Origin of the sequence: Frigoribacterium sp. CFBP 13707, assembly GCF_014842245.1 — a bacterium.
GTDB classification, from domain to species: Bacteria; Actinomycetota; Actinomycetes; order Actinomycetales; family Microbacteriaceae; genus Frigoribacterium; species Frigoribacterium endophyticum.
The window spans coordinates 28,721-49,424 of the sequence record NZ_JACYVL010000009.1 but is presented as its reverse complement, the minus strand read 5'-3'; the positions used below and the strand labels follow the sequence as shown (position 1 = coordinate 49,424).

Annotated in this window: 22 protein-coding genes; 9 read left to right on the top strand and 13 right to left on the bottom strand. The window is 75.8% G+C overall.

The genetic code is table 11. The annotated features are described in order from the left end of the window. Window positions 1–53 precede the first annotated feature (53 nt). From IFT45_RS13475 to IFT45_RS13450, 6 genes are all read right to left on the bottom strand, one after another. A complete protein-coding gene (locus IFT45_RS13475) occupies window positions 54–1,076 on the bottom strand; it encodes a beta-ketoacyl-ACP synthase 3 (RefSeq protein ID WP_192128756.1) in 1,023 nt (340 codons plus the stop codon). Continuing rightward, window positions 1,073–1,744, bottom strand: a complete 672-nt coding sequence (locus IFT45_RS13470) for an acetyltransferase (RefSeq protein WP_056056089.1) — start codon at window positions 1,742–1,744, stop codon at window positions 1,073–1,075. The genes IFT45_RS13475 and IFT45_RS13470 overlap by 4 nt, the downstream gene beginning before the upstream one ends. After that, a complete protein-coding gene (locus IFT45_RS13465) occupies window positions 1,741–2,490 on the bottom strand; it encodes an SDR family oxidoreductase (RefSeq protein ID WP_192128754.1) in 750 nt (249 codons plus the stop codon). Before IFT45_RS13465 ends, IFT45_RS13470 begins: the two co-directional genes overlap by 4 nt. Next, window positions 2,487–2,720 (bottom strand): phosphopantetheine-binding protein, encoded by a 234-nt coding sequence (locus IFT45_RS13460; protein ID WP_056056085.1) that lies wholly within the window; start codon window positions 2,718–2,720, stop codon window positions 2,487–2,489. Before IFT45_RS13460 ends, IFT45_RS13465 begins: the two co-directional genes overlap by 4 nt. 91 nt (window positions 2,721–2,811) lie before the next feature. Continuing rightward, window positions 2,812–3,837: a 3-oxoacyl-ACP synthase III family protein gene (locus IFT45_RS13455; RefSeq protein WP_371811015.1), complete on the bottom strand. Its 1,026-nt coding sequence runs from the start codon at window positions 3,835–3,837 to the stop codon at window positions 2,812–2,814. Then, the gene (locus IFT45_RS13450; protein ID WP_192128753.1) at window positions 3,834–4,079 is read right to left on the bottom strand and encodes an acyl carrier protein; all 246 of its coding nucleotides are present in this window, start codon (window positions 4,077–4,079) and stop codon (window positions 3,834–3,836) included. Before IFT45_RS13450 ends, IFT45_RS13455 begins: the two co-directional genes overlap by 4 nt. Before the next feature lie 110 nt (window positions 4,080–4,189). On the opposite strand from IFT45_RS13450, the gene IFT45_RS13445 reads away from it, so the two are divergent. Continuing rightward, window positions 4,190–5,002, top strand: a complete 813-nt coding sequence (locus IFT45_RS13445) for an HAD-IIA family hydrolase (protein WP_192128751.1) — start codon at window positions 4,190–4,192, stop codon at window positions 5,000–5,002. 27 nt (window positions 5,003–5,029) lie between these two features. Here the strand turns inward: IFT45_RS13445 and IFT45_RS17905 are convergent, their stop codons facing one another. The 5 genes from IFT45_RS17905 to IFT45_RS13420 are packed head-to-tail and all read right to left on the bottom strand — an operon-like array spanning window position 5,030 to window position 9,904. Then, window positions 5,030–7,126 carry a septum formation family protein gene (locus tag IFT45_RS17905; RefSeq protein WP_192128749.1) on the bottom strand — a complete coding sequence of 699 codons (2,097 nt, stop codon included), beginning with the start codon at window positions 7,124–7,126 and terminating at the stop codon, window positions 5,030–5,032. After that, window positions 7,123–7,674, bottom strand: a complete 552-nt coding sequence (pyrE, locus tag IFT45_RS13435) for an orotate phosphoribosyltransferase (RefSeq protein WP_056056073.1) — start codon at window positions 7,672–7,674, stop codon at window positions 7,123–7,125. Before pyrE ends, IFT45_RS17905 begins: the two co-directional genes overlap by 4 nt. After that, the gene (locus IFT45_RS13430) at window positions 7,671–8,972 is read right to left on the bottom strand and encodes an O-antigen ligase family protein (RefSeq protein ID WP_192128746.1); all 1,302 of its coding nucleotides are present in this window, start codon (window positions 8,970–8,972) and stop codon (window positions 7,671–7,673) included. The genes pyrE and IFT45_RS13430 overlap by 4 nt, the downstream gene beginning before the upstream one ends. Before the next feature lie 54 nt (window positions 8,973–9,026). Then, window positions 9,027–9,659, bottom strand: a complete 633-nt coding sequence (locus tag IFT45_RS13425; protein ID WP_192128745.1) for a GntR family transcriptional regulator — start codon at window positions 9,657–9,659, stop codon at window positions 9,027–9,029. Next, entirely contained in the window at window positions 9,644–9,904 is a 261-nt protein-coding gene (locus IFT45_RS13420; RefSeq protein ID WP_192128743.1) for a hypothetical protein, read from the bottom strand. The genes IFT45_RS13425 and IFT45_RS13420 overlap by 16 nt, the downstream gene beginning before the upstream one ends. A gap of 152 nt (window positions 9,905–10,056) precedes the next feature. Between IFT45_RS13420 and IFT45_RS13415 the strand changes: the two genes are divergently transcribed. The 6 genes from IFT45_RS13415 to IFT45_RS13390 all read left to right on the top strand — a co-directional run bounded on the left by IFT45_RS13415 (window position 10,057) and on the right by IFT45_RS13390 (window position 16,821). Further along, window positions 10,057–10,893 (top strand): exodeoxyribonuclease III, encoded by an 837-nt coding sequence (locus IFT45_RS13415; RefSeq protein WP_185231039.1) that lies wholly within the window; start codon window positions 10,057–10,059, stop codon window positions 10,891–10,893. Window positions 10,894–11,026: 133 nt separating this feature from the next. Next, on the top strand, window positions 11,027–12,181 hold the full coding sequence (locus IFT45_RS13410; protein ID WP_056056063.1) for a DegT/DnrJ/EryC1/StrS aminotransferase family protein: 1,155 nt from the start codon (window positions 11,027–11,029) through the stop codon (window positions 12,179–12,181). Then, window positions 12,168–12,848, top strand: coding sequence for a sugar transferase (locus IFT45_RS13405; RefSeq protein WP_192128741.1), 681 nt, complete (start codon window positions 12,168–12,170; stop codon window positions 12,846–12,848). The genes IFT45_RS13410 and IFT45_RS13405 overlap by 14 nt, the downstream gene beginning before the upstream one ends. Continuing rightward, entirely contained in the window at window positions 12,845–14,134 is a 1,290-nt protein-coding gene (locus IFT45_RS13400; RefSeq protein WP_192128739.1) for a glycosyltransferase, read from the top strand. The genes IFT45_RS13405 and IFT45_RS13400 overlap by 4 nt, the downstream gene beginning before the upstream one ends. Window positions 14,135–14,149: 15 nt before the next feature. Further along, window positions 14,150–15,496, top strand: coding sequence for a hypothetical protein (locus tag IFT45_RS13395; RefSeq protein ID WP_192128736.1), 1,347 nt, complete (start codon window positions 14,150–14,152; stop codon window positions 15,494–15,496). Continuing rightward, complete coding sequence (locus tag IFT45_RS13390) at window positions 15,493–16,821, top strand: lipopolysaccharide biosynthesis protein (protein ID WP_192128735.1); 1,329 nt, start codon at window positions 15,493–15,495, stop codon at window positions 16,819–16,821. The genes IFT45_RS13395 and IFT45_RS13390 overlap by 4 nt, the downstream gene beginning before the upstream one ends. Here the strand turns inward: IFT45_RS13390 and IFT45_RS13385 are convergent. Together IFT45_RS13385 and IFT45_RS13380 are read right to left on the bottom strand one after the other, a co-directional pair. Next, entirely contained in the window at window positions 16,818–17,738 is a 921-nt protein-coding gene (locus IFT45_RS13385; protein ID WP_056056054.1) for an AEC family transporter, read from the bottom strand. The two genes, IFT45_RS13390 and IFT45_RS13385, sit on opposite strands and share 4 nt — an antisense overlap. Window positions 17,739–17,834: 96 nt before the next feature. Continuing rightward, complete coding sequence (locus tag IFT45_RS13380; RefSeq protein WP_056056052.1) at window positions 17,835–18,419, bottom strand: hypothetical protein; 585 nt, start codon at window positions 18,417–18,419, stop codon at window positions 17,835–17,837. A gap of 14 nt (window positions 18,420–18,433) precedes the next feature. Here IFT45_RS13380 and IFT45_RS13375 point away from each other — a divergent pair, with 14 nt between their 5' ends. Both IFT45_RS13375 and IFT45_RS13370 read left to right on the top strand, forming a co-directional pair. Then, window positions 18,434–19,570, top strand: a complete 1,137-nt coding sequence (locus IFT45_RS13375) for a carbonic anhydrase (RefSeq protein WP_192128733.1) — start codon at window positions 18,434–18,436, stop codon at window positions 19,568–19,570. A gap of 34 nt (window positions 19,571–19,604) precedes the next feature. After that, entirely contained in the window at window positions 19,605–20,651 is a 1,047-nt protein-coding gene (locus tag IFT45_RS13370; protein WP_192046808.1) for a beta-eliminating lyase-related protein, read from the top strand. Window positions 20,652–20,704 lie beyond the last annotated feature (53 nt).

Here is a 20,704-nt window from a genome sequence, read left to right as displayed (position 1 = left end):
TCCGCGCTGACGAACCGGGCGCGGCGTCGATCCTCCTCCTGGCTCAGCGGGCGTCAGAGGTCGACGACCACGGCCCCCCAGGAGAGACCGACGCCGAAGCCGACCAGGAGGAGCCGCATGCCCGGGCGGACCTGGCCCGTCCGGAGGGCCGCCGCCAGGGCCAGGGGGATCGACGAGGACGTCGTGTTGCCCACGTCGCTCATCTCCACCACGAACTTCTCCGTCGGGAGGTCGAGCTTGCGTCGCAGCGTCTCGAGCATGAAGGCGTTCGCCTGGTGCAGCACGACGGCGTCGATGTCGTCGAGGGTGAGATCGGCGCGGGCGAGGGTCTCCGCGATCGCTCGCGGCACCGCCCGCAGCGCGAAGCCGAAGACCTCGGCGCCGTCCATGAAGAGGTCGTGGCCGTTGCTCTCGAGGCCCCGCGCCCCCGGCGACGCCGCAGGAGCCAGACGATCGCCGTCGGCGAGGCCACCGGTGGGCACGATGAGGTGCCGGGCGCCGGAGCCGTCCGTCCCGTAGCTGAAGCCCCGGAACGTCGGCGACCCGGCCGACGCGGCGACGAGGGTCGCGCTGGCCCCGTCGCCGAAGATCGTGCGGAGCGGGGCGTCGGAGGGGTTCACGTAGCGGCTCAGGGTGTCGGCGGTGAGCAGCAGGACCGAGTCGGCCTGCCCCGAGTCGATGAGCGCGGACGCGGCGCCGAGGCCGTAGACGTAGCCCGAGCAGCCCATGCCGAGGTCGAACGCGCCGACGTCGGTGCGCAGGCCCAGGCGGTCCTGCACGAGGCACGAGGTCGACGGCATGGCGTAGTCGGGCGTCTGGGTGCAGAGCAGCACGAAGTCGATGCTCGCCCTCTCCAGCCCCTGCTCGCGGAAGAGGGCCTCGGCGGCGGCCACGGCGAGATCGGCGGTCGTCTCGCCGGGCGCGACGACGCGGCGGCTGTCGATCCCGGTCTTCGCCGCGATCTTCGCCACGCTGACCGGGGCCAGCTCAGCGTCGAGCCGGGCGTTGTCGACGACGGTGTCGGGGACGTGCCCCGCCACCGCTCGGAGGGCGGCGAACCGCCTCGGCGCGGTCACGGTCGCCCTGCCGCGCGGCCGGCGGGCGTCACCACGACCGCCGGGTTGCCGAAGACGGTGTCGCCGGGCGCGACCCGTCGGAGCACGACGCTCCCGGCCCCGACCGTCGCACCGGCCCCGACGCGTGCCCGGGGCAGGACGGTGGCCGAGCTGCCCACCACCGCGCCGTCGCCGACCGTCACGGCGCCCAGCAGCTGGGCGTACCCGTGGACGGAGACGTGGTCGCCGACGACGACGTGGTGGCCGACGAGGGCCCCGGTGTTGAGCAGGGCGTGACGGCCGATGCGGGTCGAGGTCGACACGACCACGTGGGGGAAGAGCACCGATCCGTGGCTGAGCTCCGCCCCGGCCAGGAGGATGGCGGTCTCGTGCACGAAGGTCGTGAAAACGGCGCCCTTCTCCGCGAGCGCCCCCGTCACCCGGCGCCGGGCGGACGGGTCGGCGATGGTGCAGAGGACGAGGTCGCCGGGCCGGGGCACGTGCGCCTCGACGGTCGAGACGACGCCCGGCCCGCGGGCGACGTCGTCGACGAACACCACGTCGCTGATGCCCCGTGCGTCACGCCAGCCGACCGCGGACGAGATCATCGCGGCGACCTCGTGGCCGGCGCCCCCGGCCCCGACGAGGACGAGACGGGCGGCGCCGGAGGCGGACGGTGACGGGGTCATCGCGCGGTGTACCCGCCGTCGACGACGAGCGAGCTGCCGGTGATCCACCTCGCGTCGTCGGAGAGCAGGAAGCGCACGGCGGCCGCGACGTCCTCCGCGCGGCCCAGGCCGAGAGGGTGGGCGTCGACGACCCGCTGGAGCCCCTCCGGCCCGATGGCGCGCCGCAGCTGGTCGATCATCGGCGTCACCACGGTGCCCGGGCAGACGCAGTTGACCCTGATGGACTCCCGCGCCAGCTCGAGCGCCAACGACTTGGTCATCGTGACGACGGCCCCCTTCGAGGCCGAGTACGCGGCTGCACCGGGCTGGCCGACGAGGCCGAGCACCGACGAGACCAGGACGACGGAGGCGCCCTGGACCCGGCAGGACCGCCGACGGAAGGCCCGCGTCAGCTGGAGCGCCGACCGCACGTTGATCGTCAGCATCTGGTCGACCAGCTCGGCCGACGACGCGCGGACGGGCTGGACGGCCTGGACGCCGGCGCAGTGCGCCAGCCCGCTCAGGGGCCCCTGCTCGGTGACGACGCGGTCGACGAGGCTGCTGCAGGCGTCGGGCTCGGCGAGGTCGGCGACCCAGGAGGCGTGGCCCTCGCCCGGGAGCTCCGCCAGGACGGCGGCGAGCCGGTCGACGTCACGGCCGGCGGCGGCGATCCGGTGGCCCCTCGCGGCGAGGTCGAGCGCGGTGGCCCGCCCGATGCCCGACGAGGCGCCGGTGACGAGGACGAGCGGGGCGGGCGCCGCGGTCACGCGACGGACGGGAGGGTGAGGTCGTGCAGGTCGCGGACCGTGGTGCAGTCGGCGAGGCGCTGCGCGTCGACCGTGACGCCGAGCGCGACGTCGACCCGGGCGATGAACTCGACGTTCGAGAGGGAGTCCCACCCGAGGTCGTCGAGCTCGTCGTCGAGCGAGAGCGCCGTGGCGCTGTCGTCGGCCTCGACGAGGTCGTGGACGAGGGCGAGCAGGTCGGAGGTCTCCACGGGAGGGCCCTTCGGGTCGAGTCCCCGCGCGGGGACATGGCTGATGTGCTATTGATACATTAGCAGCCCGGTCGATCCACCGACAGCCCCCTCAGAGCCGGACGACGACGGCGGCCCACGAGTAGCCGATGCCGAAGCCCACCAGGGCGACCCGGTCGCCCGGCCCCGCCCGCCCGGCACGGACGGCGGCCTGCAGCGCGAGCGGCACGGACGACGAGGCCGTGTTGCCGGTCGTGGCGAGGTCGACGACGAACTTCTCCCGCGGGAGGCCGATGCGGCGCCGGAGGCTCTCCAGCATGACCGCGTTGGCCTGGTGGAAGACGAAGAGGTCGACGTCGTCGACGGTCAGCCCCGCCCGCCGGAGGCAGGTGTCGAGGGCCCCCGGGACCGTGCGCAGGGTGAAGGCGAACACCTCGGGGCCGTCCATGTGGACGTCACGGCCCGACGGGGTCAGCCCCCGCGCCTTCGGCGACGACCCCGGCGCGCGCTCCTCGCCCGGGGCGAGGCCGCCGTTGACCGCGAGCAGATGGCGGACCCCCCGCCCGTCCGTGCCGAAGGTGGAGCCGAGGAACCGCGGGCCGTCGGCGCCCCCGGTGATGAGCGCCGCCGTCGCCGCGTCGCCGAAGAGCACCCGGAGCTGCGGGTCGCCGGGGTTCACGAGGCGCGTCAGGGCGTCGGCCGTGACGAGCACCACGCGCTCCGCCTGCCCCGTCTCGACGAGGCCCCGGGCGAGCGCGAGGCCGTAGACCCACCCCGAGCAGCCGAGCGAGACGTCGAGCGCCGCGACGTGCGACCCGAGGCCCGCGCGCTCCTGGACGAGGCAGGCCGTGGCGGGCAGCACGAGGTCGGGGCTCTGGGTGCAGACGATCAGGGCGTCGACGCTCGCGGGGTCGAGGTCGTGCTCGGCGAGCAGCCGCCCCACGGCGGACGCCGCGAGGTGCGACGTCCACTCCCCCGGGGCCGCGACGTGCCGGGCGTGCACGCCCGTGCTGGCCGCGGCGCGCGCGACGTCCCAGCCGGGGTGCTGGGCGACGAGGTCGTCGTCCGTCAGCACCGCCTCGGGGAGGTACGACGAGAGGGCGGCCAGCTGCGCGTGCCCGGGTGCGGGCACGGTCACGGCGCGGCGTCGACCGTCGGGCCCGCGGCGCGGACGACCGCCAGGACGTCGTCGACCGTCCGACAGGCCGCCAGGTCAGCGGGCTGGACGAGGAGCCCGCGCCCGACCTCGAGCTCGACGATCAGGCTCACGTCGGTGAGGGAGTCCCAGCCGAGGTCGGCGAGCGCCGTGCCGGGCTGCACGCGGCCGCGATCGACCAGGGCCACGGAGGCGACGGTGTCGAGCAGCGATGAGGTGTCCATGGAGTCTCCTTCGTGACATGTGGAACACAGGATAGCGCCTACATGCCCTGTGCGCACATGCCCCCGTCGACCCGCTCCGTCGCCACAGGGGTCGCCGGTACAGTGTCGCCATGGCTGATCGAAGCGACGTGGAGTGCTGGCTGACCGACATGGACGGCGTGCTCGTGCACGAGAACCACGCCCTGCCGGGGGCGGCCGACCTCATCCAGCAGTGGCAGGACGAGGGCACGCCGTACCTCGTCCTCACCAACAACTCGATCTTCACGCCGCGCGACCTGGCCGCGCGCCTCCGCGCCTCCGGCCTCGACGTGCCCGAGGAGCGCATCTGGACCTCGGCCCTCGCGACGGCCGACTTCTGCCGGTCGCAGATGCCCGGCGGCTCCGCCTTCGTGATCGGCGAGGCGGGCATGACCACCGCGATGCACGAGGCCGGGTTCATCATGACCGAGACGGCCCCCGACTACGTCGTGGTCGGCGAGACCCGCAACTACTCCTTCGACGCCATCACCAAGGCCGTCCGGCTGATCCGGGCCGGGGCCCGCTTCATCGTCACGAACCCGGACGCGACGGGGCCGAGCGCCGAGGGCGTGCTGCCCGCCACGGGCGCCATCGCCGCGATGATCCAGGCCGCGACGGGCAAGACGCCCTACGTGGTGGGCAAGCCGAACCCGATGATGTTCCGGTCGGCGATGAACCGCATCGGGGCGCACAGCGAGAACACCGCGATGATCGGCGACCGGATGGACACCGACATCATGGCCGGCATCGAGGCGGGGCTGCACACCATCCTCGTCATGACCGGGATCAGCGACCAGGCCGAGATCGACCGGTACCCGTTCCGGCCCAACGAGGTGCTGAGCGGGGTGCACGAGCTCGTCCGGGCCGAGCCGCTCGAGAGCGACGTCGTCCCCGCCGAGCTCTAGGCACCGTCGACGCCACGGGCTCGGGCGTCAGCCCGCCGTGGGCGCGAGGCTCGTGGTGAAGGGCTCGCCGCTCGAGCGCGTCACGAAGCACGAGTAGGTGCGGTCGCCCGCGTCCCAGTCGGCGGCCGTGACCGGCCAGCTCGCGACGAACTGGACGTCGCGGTACGCCCCGGCGGCCGTGAGGTCGAGGGCCTCGGGCGACGTGCACAGCACCGACATCTGGTTCTGCAGGGTCTCCGAGCCCGGCCACGGCGCCCCGGCGTCGCCGGGCAGCGCGCCCTGCGACGCCAACTGGGCGACGTGCGGGGCCGCGCAGTCCACCACGTCGTAGTCCTGCTGCCACGCGTCCTCGAACGACGAGAAGCACTCTCCACCCTGCAGGTCGCTCCAGGGGTGGCTGCCCGCCGGGAGCGGTCCGGTCGCGACCGCGGGCTCCTCGACGGGGGCCGGGTCGGCCGTCACCGTGGTCGGCGCCGAGGCGGGCTCGCTGGTCGCGGCGGGGTCGGCGGAGGCCGAGTCGCCGGAGAACAGCGAGCGCCCGAGGAAGAAGAGCGCCACGAGCGCGAGCACGACGACGACCGCGGCGCCGACGACGAAGAGCACGAGTCGCCCGCGCGGCGACCCGACGACCGCGGCGAGTCGGCCCGCGGGCTCCCGGCGCCCGCGGCGCTCGTCGTGAGCACCCGCCGCCGTCGGCGGCACCCAGGCCGAGGAGGCGCGGGCCGGGCTCTCAGCACCAGCCCCTGCCCCTGCCCCGAACGAGAGGCCGGGGAGCTCGCCCGCGGCCTCGGGCGGCGCGGTGCGCGCGCGCTCGACGGGCTCGGCGGGAGCGGACGGGGGCACGGGCGGGCGGTAGGGCTCCGGGAACCCGGAGGCGGCGGCCGCGGGAGGCGTGGCCGAGGCCGAGCCCCCGAGGTCGGCCGGCGTGGTCTCGCCGTGCTCGGCCTCGTCGTGCCCGACGTCGTCGCCGCCCAGCGACCACGACCTCGTGACCGCGTCGTCGGCACCGGGGGCGTCGAGCGTCTCGGCGTCGAGACGTTCGACCTCGAGGGGGACCTCCTCGACGACCGGGTCGTCACGGCCGGCGTCGGACTCGACCTCGCCGGGGACGTCGTCGAGGGCGCCCGGGTCGCCGGACGGGTCACGCTCGGCGGCCCCGCCCGCGAGCGGCACGATGCCGAGGATCTGGGTGAACGAGGGCTCGACGACCGGCGCCGACGCGGCCGGCTGGACGACCGTCGCGGCGGACGGGGCGGGGGCGCCGTCGTGGTCGAGCAGCGGCGGGGGCGGCGGCGGCGACGAGAGGGGCTGCGCCGGAGGCACGGCCACACCCGCCGCCTCGGCGAGGCGACGCTCGCGGCGGGTCATCTCGTGGTGCTCCTCGACCCACCAGGGGGCGGTCGAGCCAGCGGCGTCCTGGGCGGGCTCCGGCTCGGGCTCGGGCTCCGGCTCGGGCGTCGCCGCAGCCGCCGCCCCGGGGAGCGGGGTCGCGGGCACCTCGAGGGCGCGCGTCGGCAGGTCGGTCTCGACCCGCGACTCCTCGGGGGCCTCGCCGGCGGGCGCCGAGGCGGGCGGCAGGGCCTCCCAGTCGAAGGACGCGGGAGGCGCGGAGCCCGCAGCCGGGGCCGCCGCGAGCAGGGCGGTGAACGGGCCGGGGACCTCGGCGGCTCCGTCGGGGCCGGGCTCGGGCGCGGACTCGGGCTGGGGCTGCGGCTCGTGCTCTCCGCCGGGCTCGCCCCCGGAGACGGGCCCGGAAGGCGTCGCCGGCGGGACGATGCCAGCCAGGGCGCCCAGGTCGAGCGCCAGGGGATGGCCTCCGCTCCGCGGGACGTCGTCGCCAGCCGCGGGCGGCGGCGGGACGGCGAGCGGGGCGCGGGGCGCCTCGGTCGGGACGGCGTCGGCCTGGGAGGAGAACGAGAGCGCGGTCGTCGCCGTGTCGGGCTCGGGGCTCACGACGGGCTCGTCGGGCAGGTCGGGTTCGTCGCCCCCGTCGGTCGAGGTGCCGCCCTCCGGCGGGAGCTCCTCGTCGGTCGGCACGCCCTCGCCGTCGAACTGGGCCGCGAGCCAGTCGCTGGCGTCGTCGGGCTCGGGCGCCTCGTCGCGCCCGGGCCGATCGTCGGTCACGGCTCCAGCCCCAGGTCGGCCAAGCCGATGGCCGCGTAGTAGGGGTAGCCGGCCGCCTCGATCACCTCACGGGCTCCGGTGCTCCGGTCGACGACGACGGCGACGGCCGCGATCTCGGCCCCGACGGCCTCGAGGGCCCGGGCCGCGGTGAGGGGCGAGCCGCCGGTCGTCGAGGTGTCCTCGAGCACGACCACGCGCTTGCCCGCCAGGTCGGGGCCCTCGACCTGCCGACCACGGCCGTGGTCCTTGGGCTCCTTGCGGACGACGAACGCGTCGTAGTCCTTGCCCAGGGCCACGCCCTGGTGCATCACGGCGGCGGCGATCGGGTCGGCGCCCATCGTGAGGCCGCCGACGGCGAAGACGTCGGGGACCTCGTCGATCAGGTCGACCATGACCCGGCCGATCAGGGGCGCGACGCGGTGGTCGAGGCTCACCTTCCGGAGGTCGATGTAGTACGACGCCTTCTTGCCGCTCGTGAGCGTGAAGTCGCCGTGGAAGACGGCCTCGGAGCCGATGAACTGGATGAGCTGCGTGCGTGCGTCGGTCACGGTTGACCAGCGTAGAGCAGGTGGCTCCGAGCGCGCCCGGCGGTCGTCGACCCTCGGCGGCGCGGATCCGGCCGCCCGCCCGGGGGCCCCGACCAGGCGAGCGCCAGGGCGACCCAGGCGAGACGGTTGCCCGAGAGGTCTCCGGAGACCGATGCGTTGAGCACCGCCGCCACCGCGACCCCGAGCAGGACGACGGCCACCCCGTCGACGCCGCCTCCCTCCGCGCCGCGCCGTGCGTGGTGCAGCAGCCGCACGAGGGAGGCGACGACGACCGTGAGCACCGCCGCGCCGGCCGGCCAGCCGCCCTCGACGAACGCCTCGAGCACGAGGTTGTGGGCGTACTGACGGTCGCCGGAGCCGGGGACCGCCTCGGACTCCCCGAGCACCGTGACGAAGCCGCCCCACCCGGTGCCGCCCGGGCCCCCGTCCCGGAGCGCCCGGAACGCTGCCCGCCAGAGAGGGAGCCGCCCCTCGGCGCCGGTCACCTCGCCCGTCAGCACGAGCCCCAGCCGGTCGGCGCCCGGGGAGTCGCTGACGACGACGCCGACGCCAGCCGCGACCAGGGCGGCGGCGAGCCCCGCGACCCGGCGCCGGCGCCCCTCCCGCACGACGAGCGCGACGACGACCAGGGCGGCGGCCGCGGCGAGCACGGGGCCCCGGGAGCCGGTCTCCACGGCGGCGAGCGCGGCCACGACCGCGCCGGCGAGGAGCCGCAGGCGGGGTCGCCGGCCGGGCAGCACGAGCACGGCCCCGAGGATCAGCGCCGCGGTGGCGGTCGCCCGACCCGCCGCGATGGTGTTCGACCCCTCGAGCGCGGCCCGCCCCCACTGCGACGCGTCGCGCGGGAGCACCTGCAGGGCCGCCACCGTCACGAGCCCCCACCCCGCCGTCCAGGCGAGCCAGAGCCTCCGCCGCCGACGGGTCGAGAGCAGCACCACGCTGGCGGCCACGACGACGAGGGTCAGGGCCATCCCGGCCAGCTTGGCGACCTGGTAGCCCTGCGGCACCTCGACGAGCGCCCCGGGCAGGAGCGCGACGACGAGGAGGACGGCCCCCGGGGGCACCCGGACGACCTCGAGGCGGGGCGCGAGGTGGAGCGCCGCCCCGACTACCGCCGCGGCGGCGGCGGCGACCGTGAGGTCGACCGGCACCGCCGCGAGCGCCGGGCTGCCCTTGACGCCGCCGACGACCAGCACCGCCGAGCAGAGCGCCGCCACGACGTGGTCGCGGAGGGACGACCTCGGCGACGGCGCGCCGGGCGGGGTCGACGACGCCGACGTCTGGCTCGTGCGGGACATCGGACCTCCGGGATCGGTCCGGCGATGATAGCCCAGGATCCTGGATGTGATGTGTCAGTACAGGAGTGGCGCTCCGTCCTGGTCGAGCCGCGCTCCGCCGAGCCACTCGGCACCCCGGGCCCGCAGGGACTCGACGCGACGCCTCGCGTGCTCCGTCAGCACCTCGGGCGGGGCCCCCACCCGGGCGTGCTGCACGAGCATCCGGAGCCGGGCCTCCTCGCAGGCGAGGACGTCGTTGCCGACCCGGCCGGCGAGGTCGGCCATGAAGAGGAGCCACCGGTCGTGGCGCTCGGGCGCCTCGTCGGCCGCGGCGGACGCGGCGGCCGCCGTCAGCTCCAGGAGGCGCTCCCGCTCGGCGGGGGCCAGGGCGGCCCCCACCGTCGCGAGCACGGCGTCGTGGACGATGTCGAGCACCTGCGCCGTGGCCTCGAACCGCTCCGGATCGCCGGGCCGGACGAAGGTGCCCCGGTAGGGCTCGACGGTCACGAGACCGTCCGTGCAGAGCCTCGTGATGGCGTGGTCGACCGGGGTCCGCGACATGTCGAGCCAGTGCGCGACGGCGCCCAGGTCGATCCGCTCGCCGGGCCGGAGGGCGCCGGAGAGAAGGGCGTCGCGCAGCTCGCCGTAGGCCCGGCCGGCGGCGTCGTCGCGCTTCGGGATCCGTCGGGGCGTCAGCGGGACGGGCACGGCGCACCCCCCTCGTCCGCGCCGCGGTCGAGGCCGCCGTCGCCGTCGCCGTCGCCGTCGCAGCCGGGGCCGTCGCCGGCGTCACACGAGCGCAGCCACCGGGAGGTGCACGCCTCCAGCACCTCCAGCGGGAGGGGCGGCCAGAAGAAGTCCTGGACCCGCACCACCCCCTGCGCGACCCGGGCCAGCCTCTCGTCGACCGTCCCGGCGGGGCCCGGCGACACCTGTCGCTCCTGTGCTGTCATGTCACCGTTGTAGCGGGCGCTCGCCACGCCGTCACGTGAAATCTTTTGTTCTGCTGAGAGCCGGGGTCGGACCGGTCTGGACCGGGGGCCGCCACCGCGCCTCCCCGGGGGCCTCCCGCACCGATCGGCACGCCCGCCGCTAGCGTGGGCGCATGCGTGTCGCCACCTGGAACGTCAACTCCGTCCGCGCCCGAGCAGGGCGGGTGGTCGACTGGCTCGTCCGCGAGGACGTCGACGTCGTCGGCCTGCAGGAGATCAAGTGCAAGCCGGAGCAGTTCCCGTACGAGGCCTTCCGCGAGGCGGGCTACGAGGTCGAGCTGCACGGCCTCAGCCAGTGGAACGGCGTCGCGTTCGCGAGCCGGCTGCCCATGGACGACGTCGAGGTGACCTTCCCCGGCCAGCCCGGGTTCCTGAAGGGCCAGGAAGGGCCCGACCAGCCGAAGGAGGCGCGGGCCATCGGCGTCACGGTGGAGGGCGTGCGGATGTGGTCGTTGTACGTCCCCAACGGGCGGGAGCTCGGCGATCCGCACTACGCCTACAAGCTCGACTGGCTCGCCGAGCTCGCCGACCGCACCCGCGGGTGGCTCGAGGAGAGCCCCGACCTGCCCCTCGCGCTGATGGGCGACTGGAACGTGGCACCGCTCGACAGCGACGTCTGGGACGTCGCGGTCTTCGAGGGGCACACCCACGTGAGCGAGCCTGAGCGGGCGGCCTTCGCGGAGTTCGAGCGGGTCGGCCTCCGCGACGTGGTGCGGCCCCTCGTGCCGGGGGGCTACACGTACTGGGACTACAAGCAGCTCCGGTTCCCGCGCGACGAGGGCATGCGGATCGACTTCGTGATGGGCTCGCCGGCGTTCGCGGACCTCGTCACCGCGGCGGCGATCCACCGCGAGGAGCGCAAGGGCGACGCCCCGAGCGACCACGTGCCCGTGGTGGTCGACCTCGAGCTCGAGACGGAGCTCGACGACGACCGGCCCATGATCTTCTGACCCCACGCGCGCCGGGCTGACCGCACGATCGGCGGGCCAGGGCAGACGGATCGGTCGACGCGTGAAATGTCACGTAGTACACTGACGCATCACGAGGAGCCTGACGAGCGGGCGACCGAGCGTCAGGAGCCCCATGCGCCGAACCGTCCTGCTGTCACCGCCCGACGTCGGGCCGCTCGAGCGCGAGGCGCTCCGTCGGGTGGGCGAGGGCAGCTGGTTCGCACCGCTCGGCCCCGAGGTCGACGCCTTCGAGCGGGAGCTCGCCGAGACCGTCGACCGGGCGCACGTCGTCGCGACGTCGTCGGGCACGGCGGCCCTCCACCTGGCGCTCGTCGTCGCCGGGGTCGGCCCCGGCACCGTCGTGCCGACCTCCACGTTCACCTTCGCCGCGACCGCCAACGCGATCCACCACGCGGGCGCCCGCCCCTTCTTCGTCGACGTCGACCGCGACACGGGCAACCTCTCGCCGGCCCTGCTGGCCGACTCCCTCGACGACCTCCGCCGTCGGGGAGTGCCCGTCTCGGCCGTGCTCCCGGTCGACATCTACGGCCGAGCCGCCGACCACGACGCCATCGCCGCCGTCGCCGCGCGCCACGGCCTCCCGGTGGTCGTCGACGCCGCGGAGTCGCTGGGGGCCCGCCACGCCGGCCGCCCCGCCGCGGCCCACGGCCTCGCCTCCGCGATCTCGTTCAACGGCAACAAGATCGTGACCACCTCGGGCGGGGGCGCCGTCACCTGCGACGACGACGAGATCGCCGGGCGGGCCCGCAGCCTCGCCGCGCAGGCCCGCCTGCCCGTCGACCACTACGAGCACGCCGAGGTGGGCTGGAACCACCGGCTGAGCAACGTGCTCGCCGCGCTGGGCCGGGCCCAGCTCGCTCGGCTGCCCGAGATGGCCGCCCGGCGCCGGTCGGTGCGGCGGGCGTACCGCGAGCTCGTGCGGGCCGTGCCCGGCGTCGACCTGTTCGCGGCCGACGACGACGCCGACGACAACTGCTGGCTGACGTCGGTCGTGCTCGACCCGGCGTCGGGCCTCGCACCGGCGGAGGTCGCCCGGTCGCTCGCGGAGCAGGGCATCGAGACGCGACGCCTCTGGAAGCCGCTGCACCGGCAGGGCGCCTTCCACGCCTCCGAGAGCCGCGTCTCCGGAGTCGCCGACGAGCTCTTCGCCACCGGCCTCACGCTCCCCAGCGGGTCGTCGCTGGACCGCGACGACCTCGACCACGTGCTGACCGCGCTCGCGACCGCTCTCTCCCGACCCGGAGCCGGTGACCGTGGCCGCGCGTGACGCCTCCCGCGCGGGAGGCGGGCGCGTCCGCGCCGCCCTCCGCGACGGGGCCAAGCGCGCCATCGACGTCACGGGGGCGACCCTGGTGCTGGTGGTGACCGCTCCGCTTCTGGCCGCCGCCGCCGCCGCGGTCGCCGTCGACCTGGGACGGCCCGTCGTCTTCCGACAGCGTCGCGCCGGCCTGCACGGCTCCCCGTTCACGCTGGCCAAGCTGCGCACGATGAGGGAGGTCGACCCCTCGCGGGGGCACGAGACCGACGCGGAGCGCCTCACCCGCCTCGGGGCCCTGCTCCGGTCGACGAGCATCGACGAGCTGCCCGGGCTCGTCGCCGTCCTGCGCGGCGACATGAGCCTCGTCGGGCCGCGCCCCCTGCCCGTCCGCTACCTCGACCGGTACTCCCCCGAGCAGGCGCGGCGCCACGACGTGCGCCCCGGGGTGACCGGCCTCGCCCAGGTCGGCGGGCGCAACGCCCTCGACTGGCCCGAGCGCCTCGCGCTCGACGTCGCGTACGTCGACGGCCGGAGCACCCGGCTCGACCTGCTGGTCCTCGCGCGCACCGTGGGCGTCGTCCTCGGGCGGCGCGGGACCGCGCAGCACGGCCAGGCGACCTCCTCCGAGTTCTTCCCCCCGACGCCCCCCGCCGATGCCCTCCAGGAGCCCGCATGACCTCGCCCCGCCCCGCCCTCGCCGCCCCCGAGCACCGTCGACCCGGGATCGGGCGAGCACTGCGACGCCTGCTCGGCGGCCGCCGAGGGCCCGCCTTCGACGTCGCCCACCTGAGCAGCGTCCACCGCTGGACGGACAACAGGGTGCACATGCGCGAGGCCGCCACCGCGGCGAAGCACCACCGGACGCTCCTCGTCGCCGTCGACAGCCCGACGACCGTGCCCGAGACCGGCGTCCACGTCGTCCTGCTGCCCCGCCGTCGGCGAGCGGCGAGGGTCGTGCTCTCGACGTCGCGGGCAGCGCTCCTGGCCCTCCGCTCCGGCGCCGGCGTGGTCCACCTGCACGACCCCGAGCTGCTCTTCGTCGTCCCCGTGCTGAAGCTCGCCGGCCGACGGGTCGTCTTCGACGCCCACGAGGTGATCAGCGAGGCCACGGCCGACAAGGACTACGTGCCCGAGGCTCTCCGCCGGCCCTTCGTCCTGCTGTCACGCCTCCTCGTCTGGTTCGCCGGCCGGGCCTGCGACCACGTCGTGGTGGCGACGGCCATCACGGCCCGCGACTACCCGGCCCACAAGACCACCGTGGTGCACAACTTCCCGCGGCTGCGCGCCGAGGAGGAGGCCCTCCGGCCCCTGGCCGATCGGGCGCCCCGCGCCGCCTTCATCGGCGTCGTCAGCGAGGCCCGCGGCTCCCGCGTGATGGCCGACGCCGCGACGAGCCCGGCCTTCCCCGCGGGGTGGCACCTCGACGTCGCCGGCGGCCCCTACCCCGACGACGCCCTCTCGGTGTTCGACGACGCCGTCGCCGCCGGGCGGGCGACCGTCCACGGCCTGCTCTCGCCCGAGGACGCCCGCGACCTTCTGCTCGACGCCCGCGTCGGTGTGGTCGTGCTGCAGCCCGGCACGGCCTACGAGAAGGTCTTCTCGACGAAGCTCTTCGAGTACCTCGCCGCGGGCATCCCCGTGGTGTGCTCCGACTTCCCCGTCTGGCGGGAGGTCGTCGAGCCGTACGGCTGCGTGCGCTTCGTCGACCCGACCGACCCGGACGCCGTCGCCCGGGCCCTCGCGTGGTACGCGGAGCACCCCGACGAACTGGCCCGGCAGGGCGCCGCGGCCCGACGAGCCGCGGTCGAGGTCTTCGACTGGGCGAAGGAGGAACCCGCCCTGCTCGGCGTCTGGGCCGCGCTCGGCGCCCCTGACCGGGCGGCCGCCGGCGACGGCCCCGTCGCCCCGGGCAGCTCGGTGCGGGCGCGCCCCGGCGCCACCAGCCCCGGCCGCGCCCGGTGAGCGGCCGAGGCGGCCGTGCCCTCCGTGCCCGTCGTCGCTGAGGTCGCGGCGGCTCGGAGCCTGACCGCCCACGCCGTCACGGTCGGCTGCTGCCTCGTCGTCTACGCGCTCACCCTCCGCCACGTCTTCGAGCACCTGATCGTGCCGACCTTCGGCTACCTCGGGTACTCCTACGTGCCGGGCCCTCCCGCGGTCTCCGTGCTCGCGATCGTCGCCGCGGCCGCGGTGGCGGCGAGCCTCCCCCGTCGCGTGGAGCGCCCCTCCCACGCCGTCACCTGGATCGTCTTCGGCGTCGCCGTCGTGCCGACCATGCTGACGCCGCACTACTCCGGCTACCTCGACACGCGGACGGCGCTCACCCTCACGCTCGTCGTCGGGGCGCTGTGGGCCGCCGTGGGGTGGACGGTGCGGCGCCCGCTGCCGAGCACCCCCCTCGTCCCTCCCCTGACGCCGGGCGCCCTGGGCGTCGTCCTCGGGGCGTTCTCCGCCGCGACGTACGGGCTGATGGCCGTGACGACGGGGCTGCGCCTCCGGGTGCCGAGCCTCGACTCCATCTACGACGTGCGCGACGAGTTCCGCGACGCCATGGCGGACGCGGGGCCGCTCGGCTACCTCCTCAGCCCGCAGTCGTACGTCGTCAACCCCTACCTCGTCGTGCGCGGGGTGGCGACGCGCAGTCCGTGGCTCGTGGCGGCGGGGGCGCTCGGGCAGGTGCTGATCTTCTCGGCGACCGGGTTCAAGATGGTCCTGTTCTCCACGCCCCTCATCCTGGTCGGGGCCCTCGTGCTGCTGCGCCTCGACCGGCTCCGGGCCGCCGGGTTCGCGGTCGCCCCGGTCGCCGTGCTCGTGGGCGCGACGGCGGCCGACGCCGCGCAGGGCGGCGACACCTGGACGAGCGTCCTGTCGAGGAGGTTCCTCGTCACGCCGGGCACCCTCTCCGCCGCGTTCGTCGAGCACTACTCGACCGCGCCTCCCGCCCTGCTCGCGCACTCCGTCCTCGGGCCCTGGACGGGCGGGCACGGGCGGCTGCCCCCGTCGCTCGAGGTGGGCGACCAGCTCCTCCCCGGCTCGGGCCTCGCCGCGAACGCCAACCTCGTGGCCGACGGCTTCTCGAACTTCGGCTGGGCCGGGGTCGTCGGGGCCGTCGCCGTCCTCGCCGTCTACCTGAGGTTCCTCGACCGGTGCTCGGCGGGCCTGCCGGTGCCGGTCACGGCGGTGCTGGTCGTGATGCCGAGCATCGTCCTGTCACAGACCGCCCTGTTGACGTCGATGCTCACGCACGGCGTCTTCGCGGCCGCCGTGCTGCTGGCCGTCGCGCCCCGCACGGGCTGGTCGCCCCGTCGAGCCGGGGCGCCACGATGAGCGCGCGCGATCGTCGCCTCGTCGCCCGCCTGCGCGCTCTCGCCCGGCGTCCCGTCGCCGTGCTGCTCCTCGGCACCGGGGTGGGCCAGGGGGCCGTGCTGGCCGCCTCCCCCCTGCTCACCCGGCTCTACTCGCCGGCCGACCTCGGGGTGCTCGCCCTCGTGACGAGCCTGGCGGCGATCGGCGGGGCCGTGGCCACGACCGGCTGGGACCGCGCCGTGGTGGCGGCGCGATCCGACGCGCTCGCCCGCGCGCTGGTCGGCCTCGCGGGGCTGTCGACGCTGCTCGTGACGGTCGTCGTGGCCGTGCTGAGCGGCGCCCTTCGGCACCGGGCGGCCGAGTGGCTCCGCTCGCCCGCCCTCGTCGAGCTCTGGTGGGTGCTGCCCCTCGTCGTGGCGCTGATCGGTGCGCAGCGCACGGTCGGCGCCCTGCTCACCCGTCGACGCGCGTGGCGGTCGGCGGCCGCGCGGTCGGCGGCGCAGGGCCTCGGCCAGGTGGCCACGAGCGTGCTGCTGGCACCGGCCGGAGGCGCGCTGGGGCTCGTGCTCGGGCTCGCGGCCGGGCGAGCGGCGGGCCTGCTCGGCTCCGCGGGCACGAGGTCCCGCCGACCGTCGACCCCGCACCCGGCGGCGCGCAGCGCGGTGCCCACCCGCCGGGCCGTCGCGACCGCAGCCCGGCGGTACCGCCGCTTCCCCCTCGTGTCGACCTGGTCCGGCCTGCTGAACTCCGCGGGCCTACAGCTGCCCACCGCGGTGCTGGCGGCCGCGGCCGGGCCCGTGGCGCTCGGCTTCGTGGCGCTGGGCTCGAGGGTCGTCGCGACGCCGGTCGGGCTGCTGGCCGAGGTGCTCGGCCAGCACGTCGACGGGCGCGTCGGGGTGCTGGTCAGGGGACGGAGCGCGGGGCTCACGCGGCTGGTCGTGACGAGCGTGCTCCGGACCGGCACGGCGGGCGTCGCCGGTGCCGGGGTCGTGGCCGCCGCCTCCCCCCTGGTCGTCGTGCCGGTGTTCGGGGCGGCCTGGGCCCCGGCCGTGCCGTACATCCAGCTGCTCGCCGTCTCGTGCGCGGCGCAGCTCGCGGTCGTGCCGGTCGGGCGGGTGCTGACGCTGCTCGAGAGGCAGGGGCGTCAGCTCTGCTGGGACGCCGCGCGGCTCGTGGCGACGCTCGGCAGCGTCAGCGTCGTGGCGACGCTCGGAGCGACCCCCGTGCAGACGGTGGCGGCGCTCGTCACGGCCGGCACGGTCTCTTACGGGGCGCTGCTGCTGCTGGTCGTGACGGCCGCCCGCCGCCACGACCGGGAGGCGGAGGCCCGCAGCCCCGGCACCTAGGCCAGCAGCCCCGCCACGAGGACGAGCACGGGAACCGAGAGCACCGTCGTCACCAGCACCGTGTCGCGGGCCACGACCACGCCGGTCTGGTAGCGCTGGGCGTACGTGAACACGTTCTGCGCGCTCGGCAGGCCGGCGAGCACCACGGCCACGAAGAGCTCGTCGCGGCTCAGGTCGAACACGAAGTCGCCGAGCAGCCAGGCGGCGACCGGCATCACCCCGAGCTTGAGCACCGTGGCGAGCACCACGTCGGGCCGTCCCTCGCGAGCCTGCAACGGGCGCGTGCCCGAGAGCGACATGCCGAACGAGAGCAGCACCACGGGCACCGCCGCCCCGCCGACGAGCAGGAACGGCTCGAGCACCGGCGCCGGGATCTCGAGGCCCGTGACGGCCACCAGCACGCCGAGGGCGGAGCCGATCAGCAGCGGGTTGGTGAGGGGCCGCACGATCGCCCGGCCGAGGCTGCTGCCCCGGTTCGTGACGGTGTCCATGACCGCGAGGACGACCGGCGTGATCACGAGCAGCTGGTACAGCAGCACGGGGGCCACGAAGGTCGCGCTGCCCAGCACGTAGGTGGCGACCGGCAGGCCGATGTTGTTGGCGTTGACGTAGGCCCCGCCCATCGTGCCGATGGTCGTCTCCGCCGCCGAACGGTGCAGCACGAGGCGCAGGACGAGCACCGAGATCACGGCCGCCAGCAGGGAGGCGCTGGCCGACACCACGAGGAGGCGCGAGAAGAGGACGTGGACGTCGGCCTGCGAGATGGTCGAGAAGAGCAGGCAGGGCGTCAGCACGAAGAAGACGAGGCGCGAGAGCACCTGGTGGCCGGAGGGGCCGAGCAGGTCGATGCGCCCGACCACCCAGCCGGTCGCGATGACCGCGCCGATGATCGCGAACCCGATCAGCACTCCGCCCATGCGTCCATCCTCGCGCAGGCGGCGGCCCTGCGACGCCGACCGGCGCCCCGGGGCTCAGCCCGCGAGGCTCAGGGCTCAGCCCGCGAGGCTCAGGGCTCAGACCGTCGGGACGGCCGCGATGCGCGACACGAGGTACCGGGCGACCTCGGCGCCCTCCTCGCCCGTGTGCCACGTGATCGCGTCGCCCTCCTTCGCGACGACGGAGAACTCGTCGCCGAGGTCGAGGCCGGACCGCTCGGCGAGGCAGGCCGCGAAGGCCCGGCCCTCGCTCTCGAGCGAGCGGAGGCCGGCCGGGGAGCTGACGATCAGCAGGGCGCCGCGCCGCAGGCCGGGCGCGAGCACCTCGGTCGCACGCCCGAGGTCGCGGGCGGCCTCGGCCACGCCGCCGACGCCCACGACGGCGACGTCGAACCCGTCGACGTCGCCCACGGGGAGGCCGGGGTCGGCGTCGACGACGACGACCTCGGCCCCGAGCACGGCGGCCCGGTCGCCCAGGGGGCGGAGCAGGTCGGAGGAGCCGGTGAGGACGAGCTTGGGCGCGTGGGCGAAGTACATGGTGAGGGACCTCTCGGGAGGGCGGCCGCTGGTGGGGCGGATGCGGGTCGGGGGGACCGGCGCGGAGCGGGTGCCGGCGGGGACGGGTCGTGCCGACCTCTCGGCCGGTCCCGTGAACTTCTTCATCACTGACTCTACGTATGATATTCCGATTCCACAAGGTGCGCCGCACCTGCTCGACGATCGGATCCGACGTGCCCCGCGCCTCCTCGACCTCCCCCTCCTCCCCCTCCGCCTCCCGCTCCGCGCGCGGCCGGAACGACGACCGGTCGACGGTCGACCGTCGAGCCGACGGCCGACGACGACGCCGGCTGCCCCTGGCCGTGGGCGCCGGGCTGGCGGTCGCGGCCCTGGCGGGCTGTTCGCTGCCCGGCGGCGGGGCCGAGGCCCCGTTCGACCCCGTGCGCGTGCCGCCCGCGAGCGCGACCTGGAGCTACGGCGGCGAGACCGGGCCCGACCGGTGGGGCTCGCTGTCGAGCGCCTGGAGCACCTGCGCGACCGGCCTGCGCCAGTCGCCGGTCGACCTCGCCGGGGCCGTGCCGGGAGCGGGCCCGGCGACCGACGCGGCCGGCTCACCCGCGGCCGCTCCCACCCTCTCGCTCGCCTGGGGCCCGGTCGAGCTCGACGTCGACGACGACGGCCACGGGGCGCACCTCGAGACGGAGGGGGCCGCCACGGCCGCCCTCGACGGCCGGGCCCACGAACTCGTGCAGTTCCACGCACACGCGCCGTCGGAGCACGTCGTCGACGGCCGCCCGGCGTCCGGCGAGGTCCACTTCGTGCACCGGGCGGCCGACGGGTCGCTCGCCGTGGTCGGGCTGCTCGTGCAGGTCGGCGAGCACTCCCCCGCCTGGGAGCCGGTCGTCGCGGCGGTGGTCGCCGAGGCGCCGCGGCCACGGGCGGCCGCACCGGCCGACGACCTCGCCTCCCGCGCCTCGGCGACCACGGAGACCGGGGCCCGCATCGACCCCCGCGGCGGCGCGCCCCGCCCCGGCGACGACCTCGACGACGATCGGGACGACGACCTCCGCACGGACGACCTCGACGACCCCCGCGTCGACCTGGCGACCCTGCTGCCCGGCACGCTCGACCACGTGCGCTACGACGGCAGCCTCACGACGCCTCCGTGCACGGAGGGGGTGAGCTGGGCGGTGCTCAGCTCGCCCGTCACGATGAGCGCCGAGCAGCTGGCCGTGCTGGCCGGCGGGGGCGACACGGCCCGCCCCGTGCAGGAGCTCGGCGACCGCCTGCTGACCGGCACGGCGCCCGTGCTCTGACACCGCGCCTCCCGCGAGGCGGCAGGATGGACGGGTGACGCGACTCCACGACCCCGCAGCCCACACGTTCGCCTCCGACAACTACGCGGGGGCGCACCCCGAGGTGCTGCAGGCGATCGTCGACGCCTCGGGCGGGCACGTCGGGTCGTACGGCGCCGACCCGTACACCCGGCGGCTCGCTGAGGTCGTCGTCGAGCAGTTCGGTGAGGGCGCGACGATCGACCCCGTCCTCACCGGCACCGGGGCCAACGTCGCGGCGTTGCAGGCGCTCGTGCCGCGCTGGGGCGCCGTGGTCTGCGCCGCCTCCGCGCACGTGTACACCGACGAGGGCGGCGCGCCCGAGCGCCTGGGCGGCCTCAAGCTGCTGACCGTGCCGACGCCCGACGGCAAGCTCACGCCCGAGCTCGTCGACCGGCAGGCCCACGGCTGGGGCGACCAGCAGCGCTCGCAGCCCCTGGCCGTCACGATCACGCAGAGCACCGAGCTCGGCACCGTCTACACGCCCGACGAGCTGCAGGCCCTCACCGACCACGCGCACTCCCTCGGCATGCGCGTGCACCTCGACGGTGCGCGCCTCGCGAACGCCGCCGCCTCGCTCGGCGTGCCGTTGCGGGCGGTCACCCGCGACGTCGGCGTCGACTCCGTCTCGCTCGGCGGCACGAAGAACGGCCTCGTGCTGGGCGAGTCGATCGTCACCTTCGCCGAGGAGGCGCGGGTCGGCCTGGCCTACCTGCGCAAGACGGACGCGCAGCTGCTGTCGAAGATGCGCTTCGTCTCGGCGCAGTTCCTCGCGATGTTCGAGGACGACCTGTGGCTGCGGTCGGCGAGCAGGGCCAACGCCCGCGCCGCCCAGCTCGCGGCCGGCCTCGCCGACGTGCCGGGCGTCACCGTGACGCAGAGCGTCGACGCCAACGCCGTCTTCGCCGTCCTGCCGGCGGACGTCGTCGAGCCGCTGCGCGAGGCGCACCACTTCTACGACTGGGACCGCACGACGGGCGAGGTGCGGCTGATGTGCTCGTTCGACACGACCGAGGAGCACGTCGAGGCGTTCCTCGCCGACGCCCGGCGCCTGACGGCCTAGCGAGCCGGTGCACGCTCGGCACGAAATACTGGGGCGGCGGACGACGTTGTGGT

What these genes read in the sequence shown, in the direction of transcription:
- IFT45_RS13470 (WP_056056089.1), bottom strand. Translation starts at nt 1,744, where the DNA reads ATGACCCCGTCACCGTCCGCCTCCGGCGCCGCCCGTCTCGTCCTCGTC.
- IFT45_RS13450 (WP_192128753.1), bottom strand. Translation starts at nt 4,079, where the DNA reads ATGGACACCTCATCGCTGCTCGACACCGTCGCCTCCGTGGCCCTGGTC.
- IFT45_RS13445 (WP_192128751.1), top strand. Translation starts at nt 4,190, where the DNA reads ATGGCTGATCGAAGCGACGTGGAGTGCTGGCTGACCGACATGGACGGC.
- IFT45_RS13430 (WP_192128746.1), bottom strand. Translation starts at nt 8,972, where the DNA reads ATGTCCCGCACGAGCCAGACGTCGGCGTCGTCGACCCCGCCCGGCGCG.
- IFT45_RS13420 (WP_192128743.1), bottom strand. Translation starts at nt 9,904, where the DNA reads ATGACAGCACAGGAGCGACAGGTGTCGCCGGGCCCCGCCGGGACGGTC.
- IFT45_RS13415 (WP_185231039.1), top strand. Translation starts at nt 10,057, where the DNA reads ATGCGTGTCGCCACCTGGAACGTCAACTCCGTCCGCGCCCGAGCAGGG.
- IFT45_RS13410 (WP_056056063.1), top strand. Translation starts at nt 11,027, where the DNA reads ATGCGCCGAACCGTCCTGCTGTCACCGCCCGACGTCGGGCCGCTCGAG.
- IFT45_RS13400 (WP_192128739.1), top strand. Translation starts at nt 12,845, where the DNA reads ATGACCTCGCCCCGCCCCGCCCTCGCCGCCCCCGAGCACCGTCGACCC.
- IFT45_RS13390 (WP_192128735.1), top strand. Translation starts at nt 15,493, where the DNA reads ATGAGCGCGCGCGATCGTCGCCTCGTCGCCCGCCTGCGCGCTCTCGCC.
- IFT45_RS13385 (WP_056056054.1), bottom strand. Translation starts at nt 17,738, where the DNA reads ATGGGCGGAGTGCTGATCGGGTTCGCGATCATCGGCGCGGTCATCGCG.
- IFT45_RS13380 (WP_056056052.1), bottom strand. Translation starts at nt 18,419, where the DNA reads ATGAAGAAGTTCACGGGACCGGCCGAGAGGTCGGCACGACCCGTCCCC.
- IFT45_RS13375 (WP_192128733.1), top strand. Translation starts at nt 18,434, where the DNA reads ATGATATTCCGATTCCACAAGGTGCGCCGCACCTGCTCGACGATCGGA.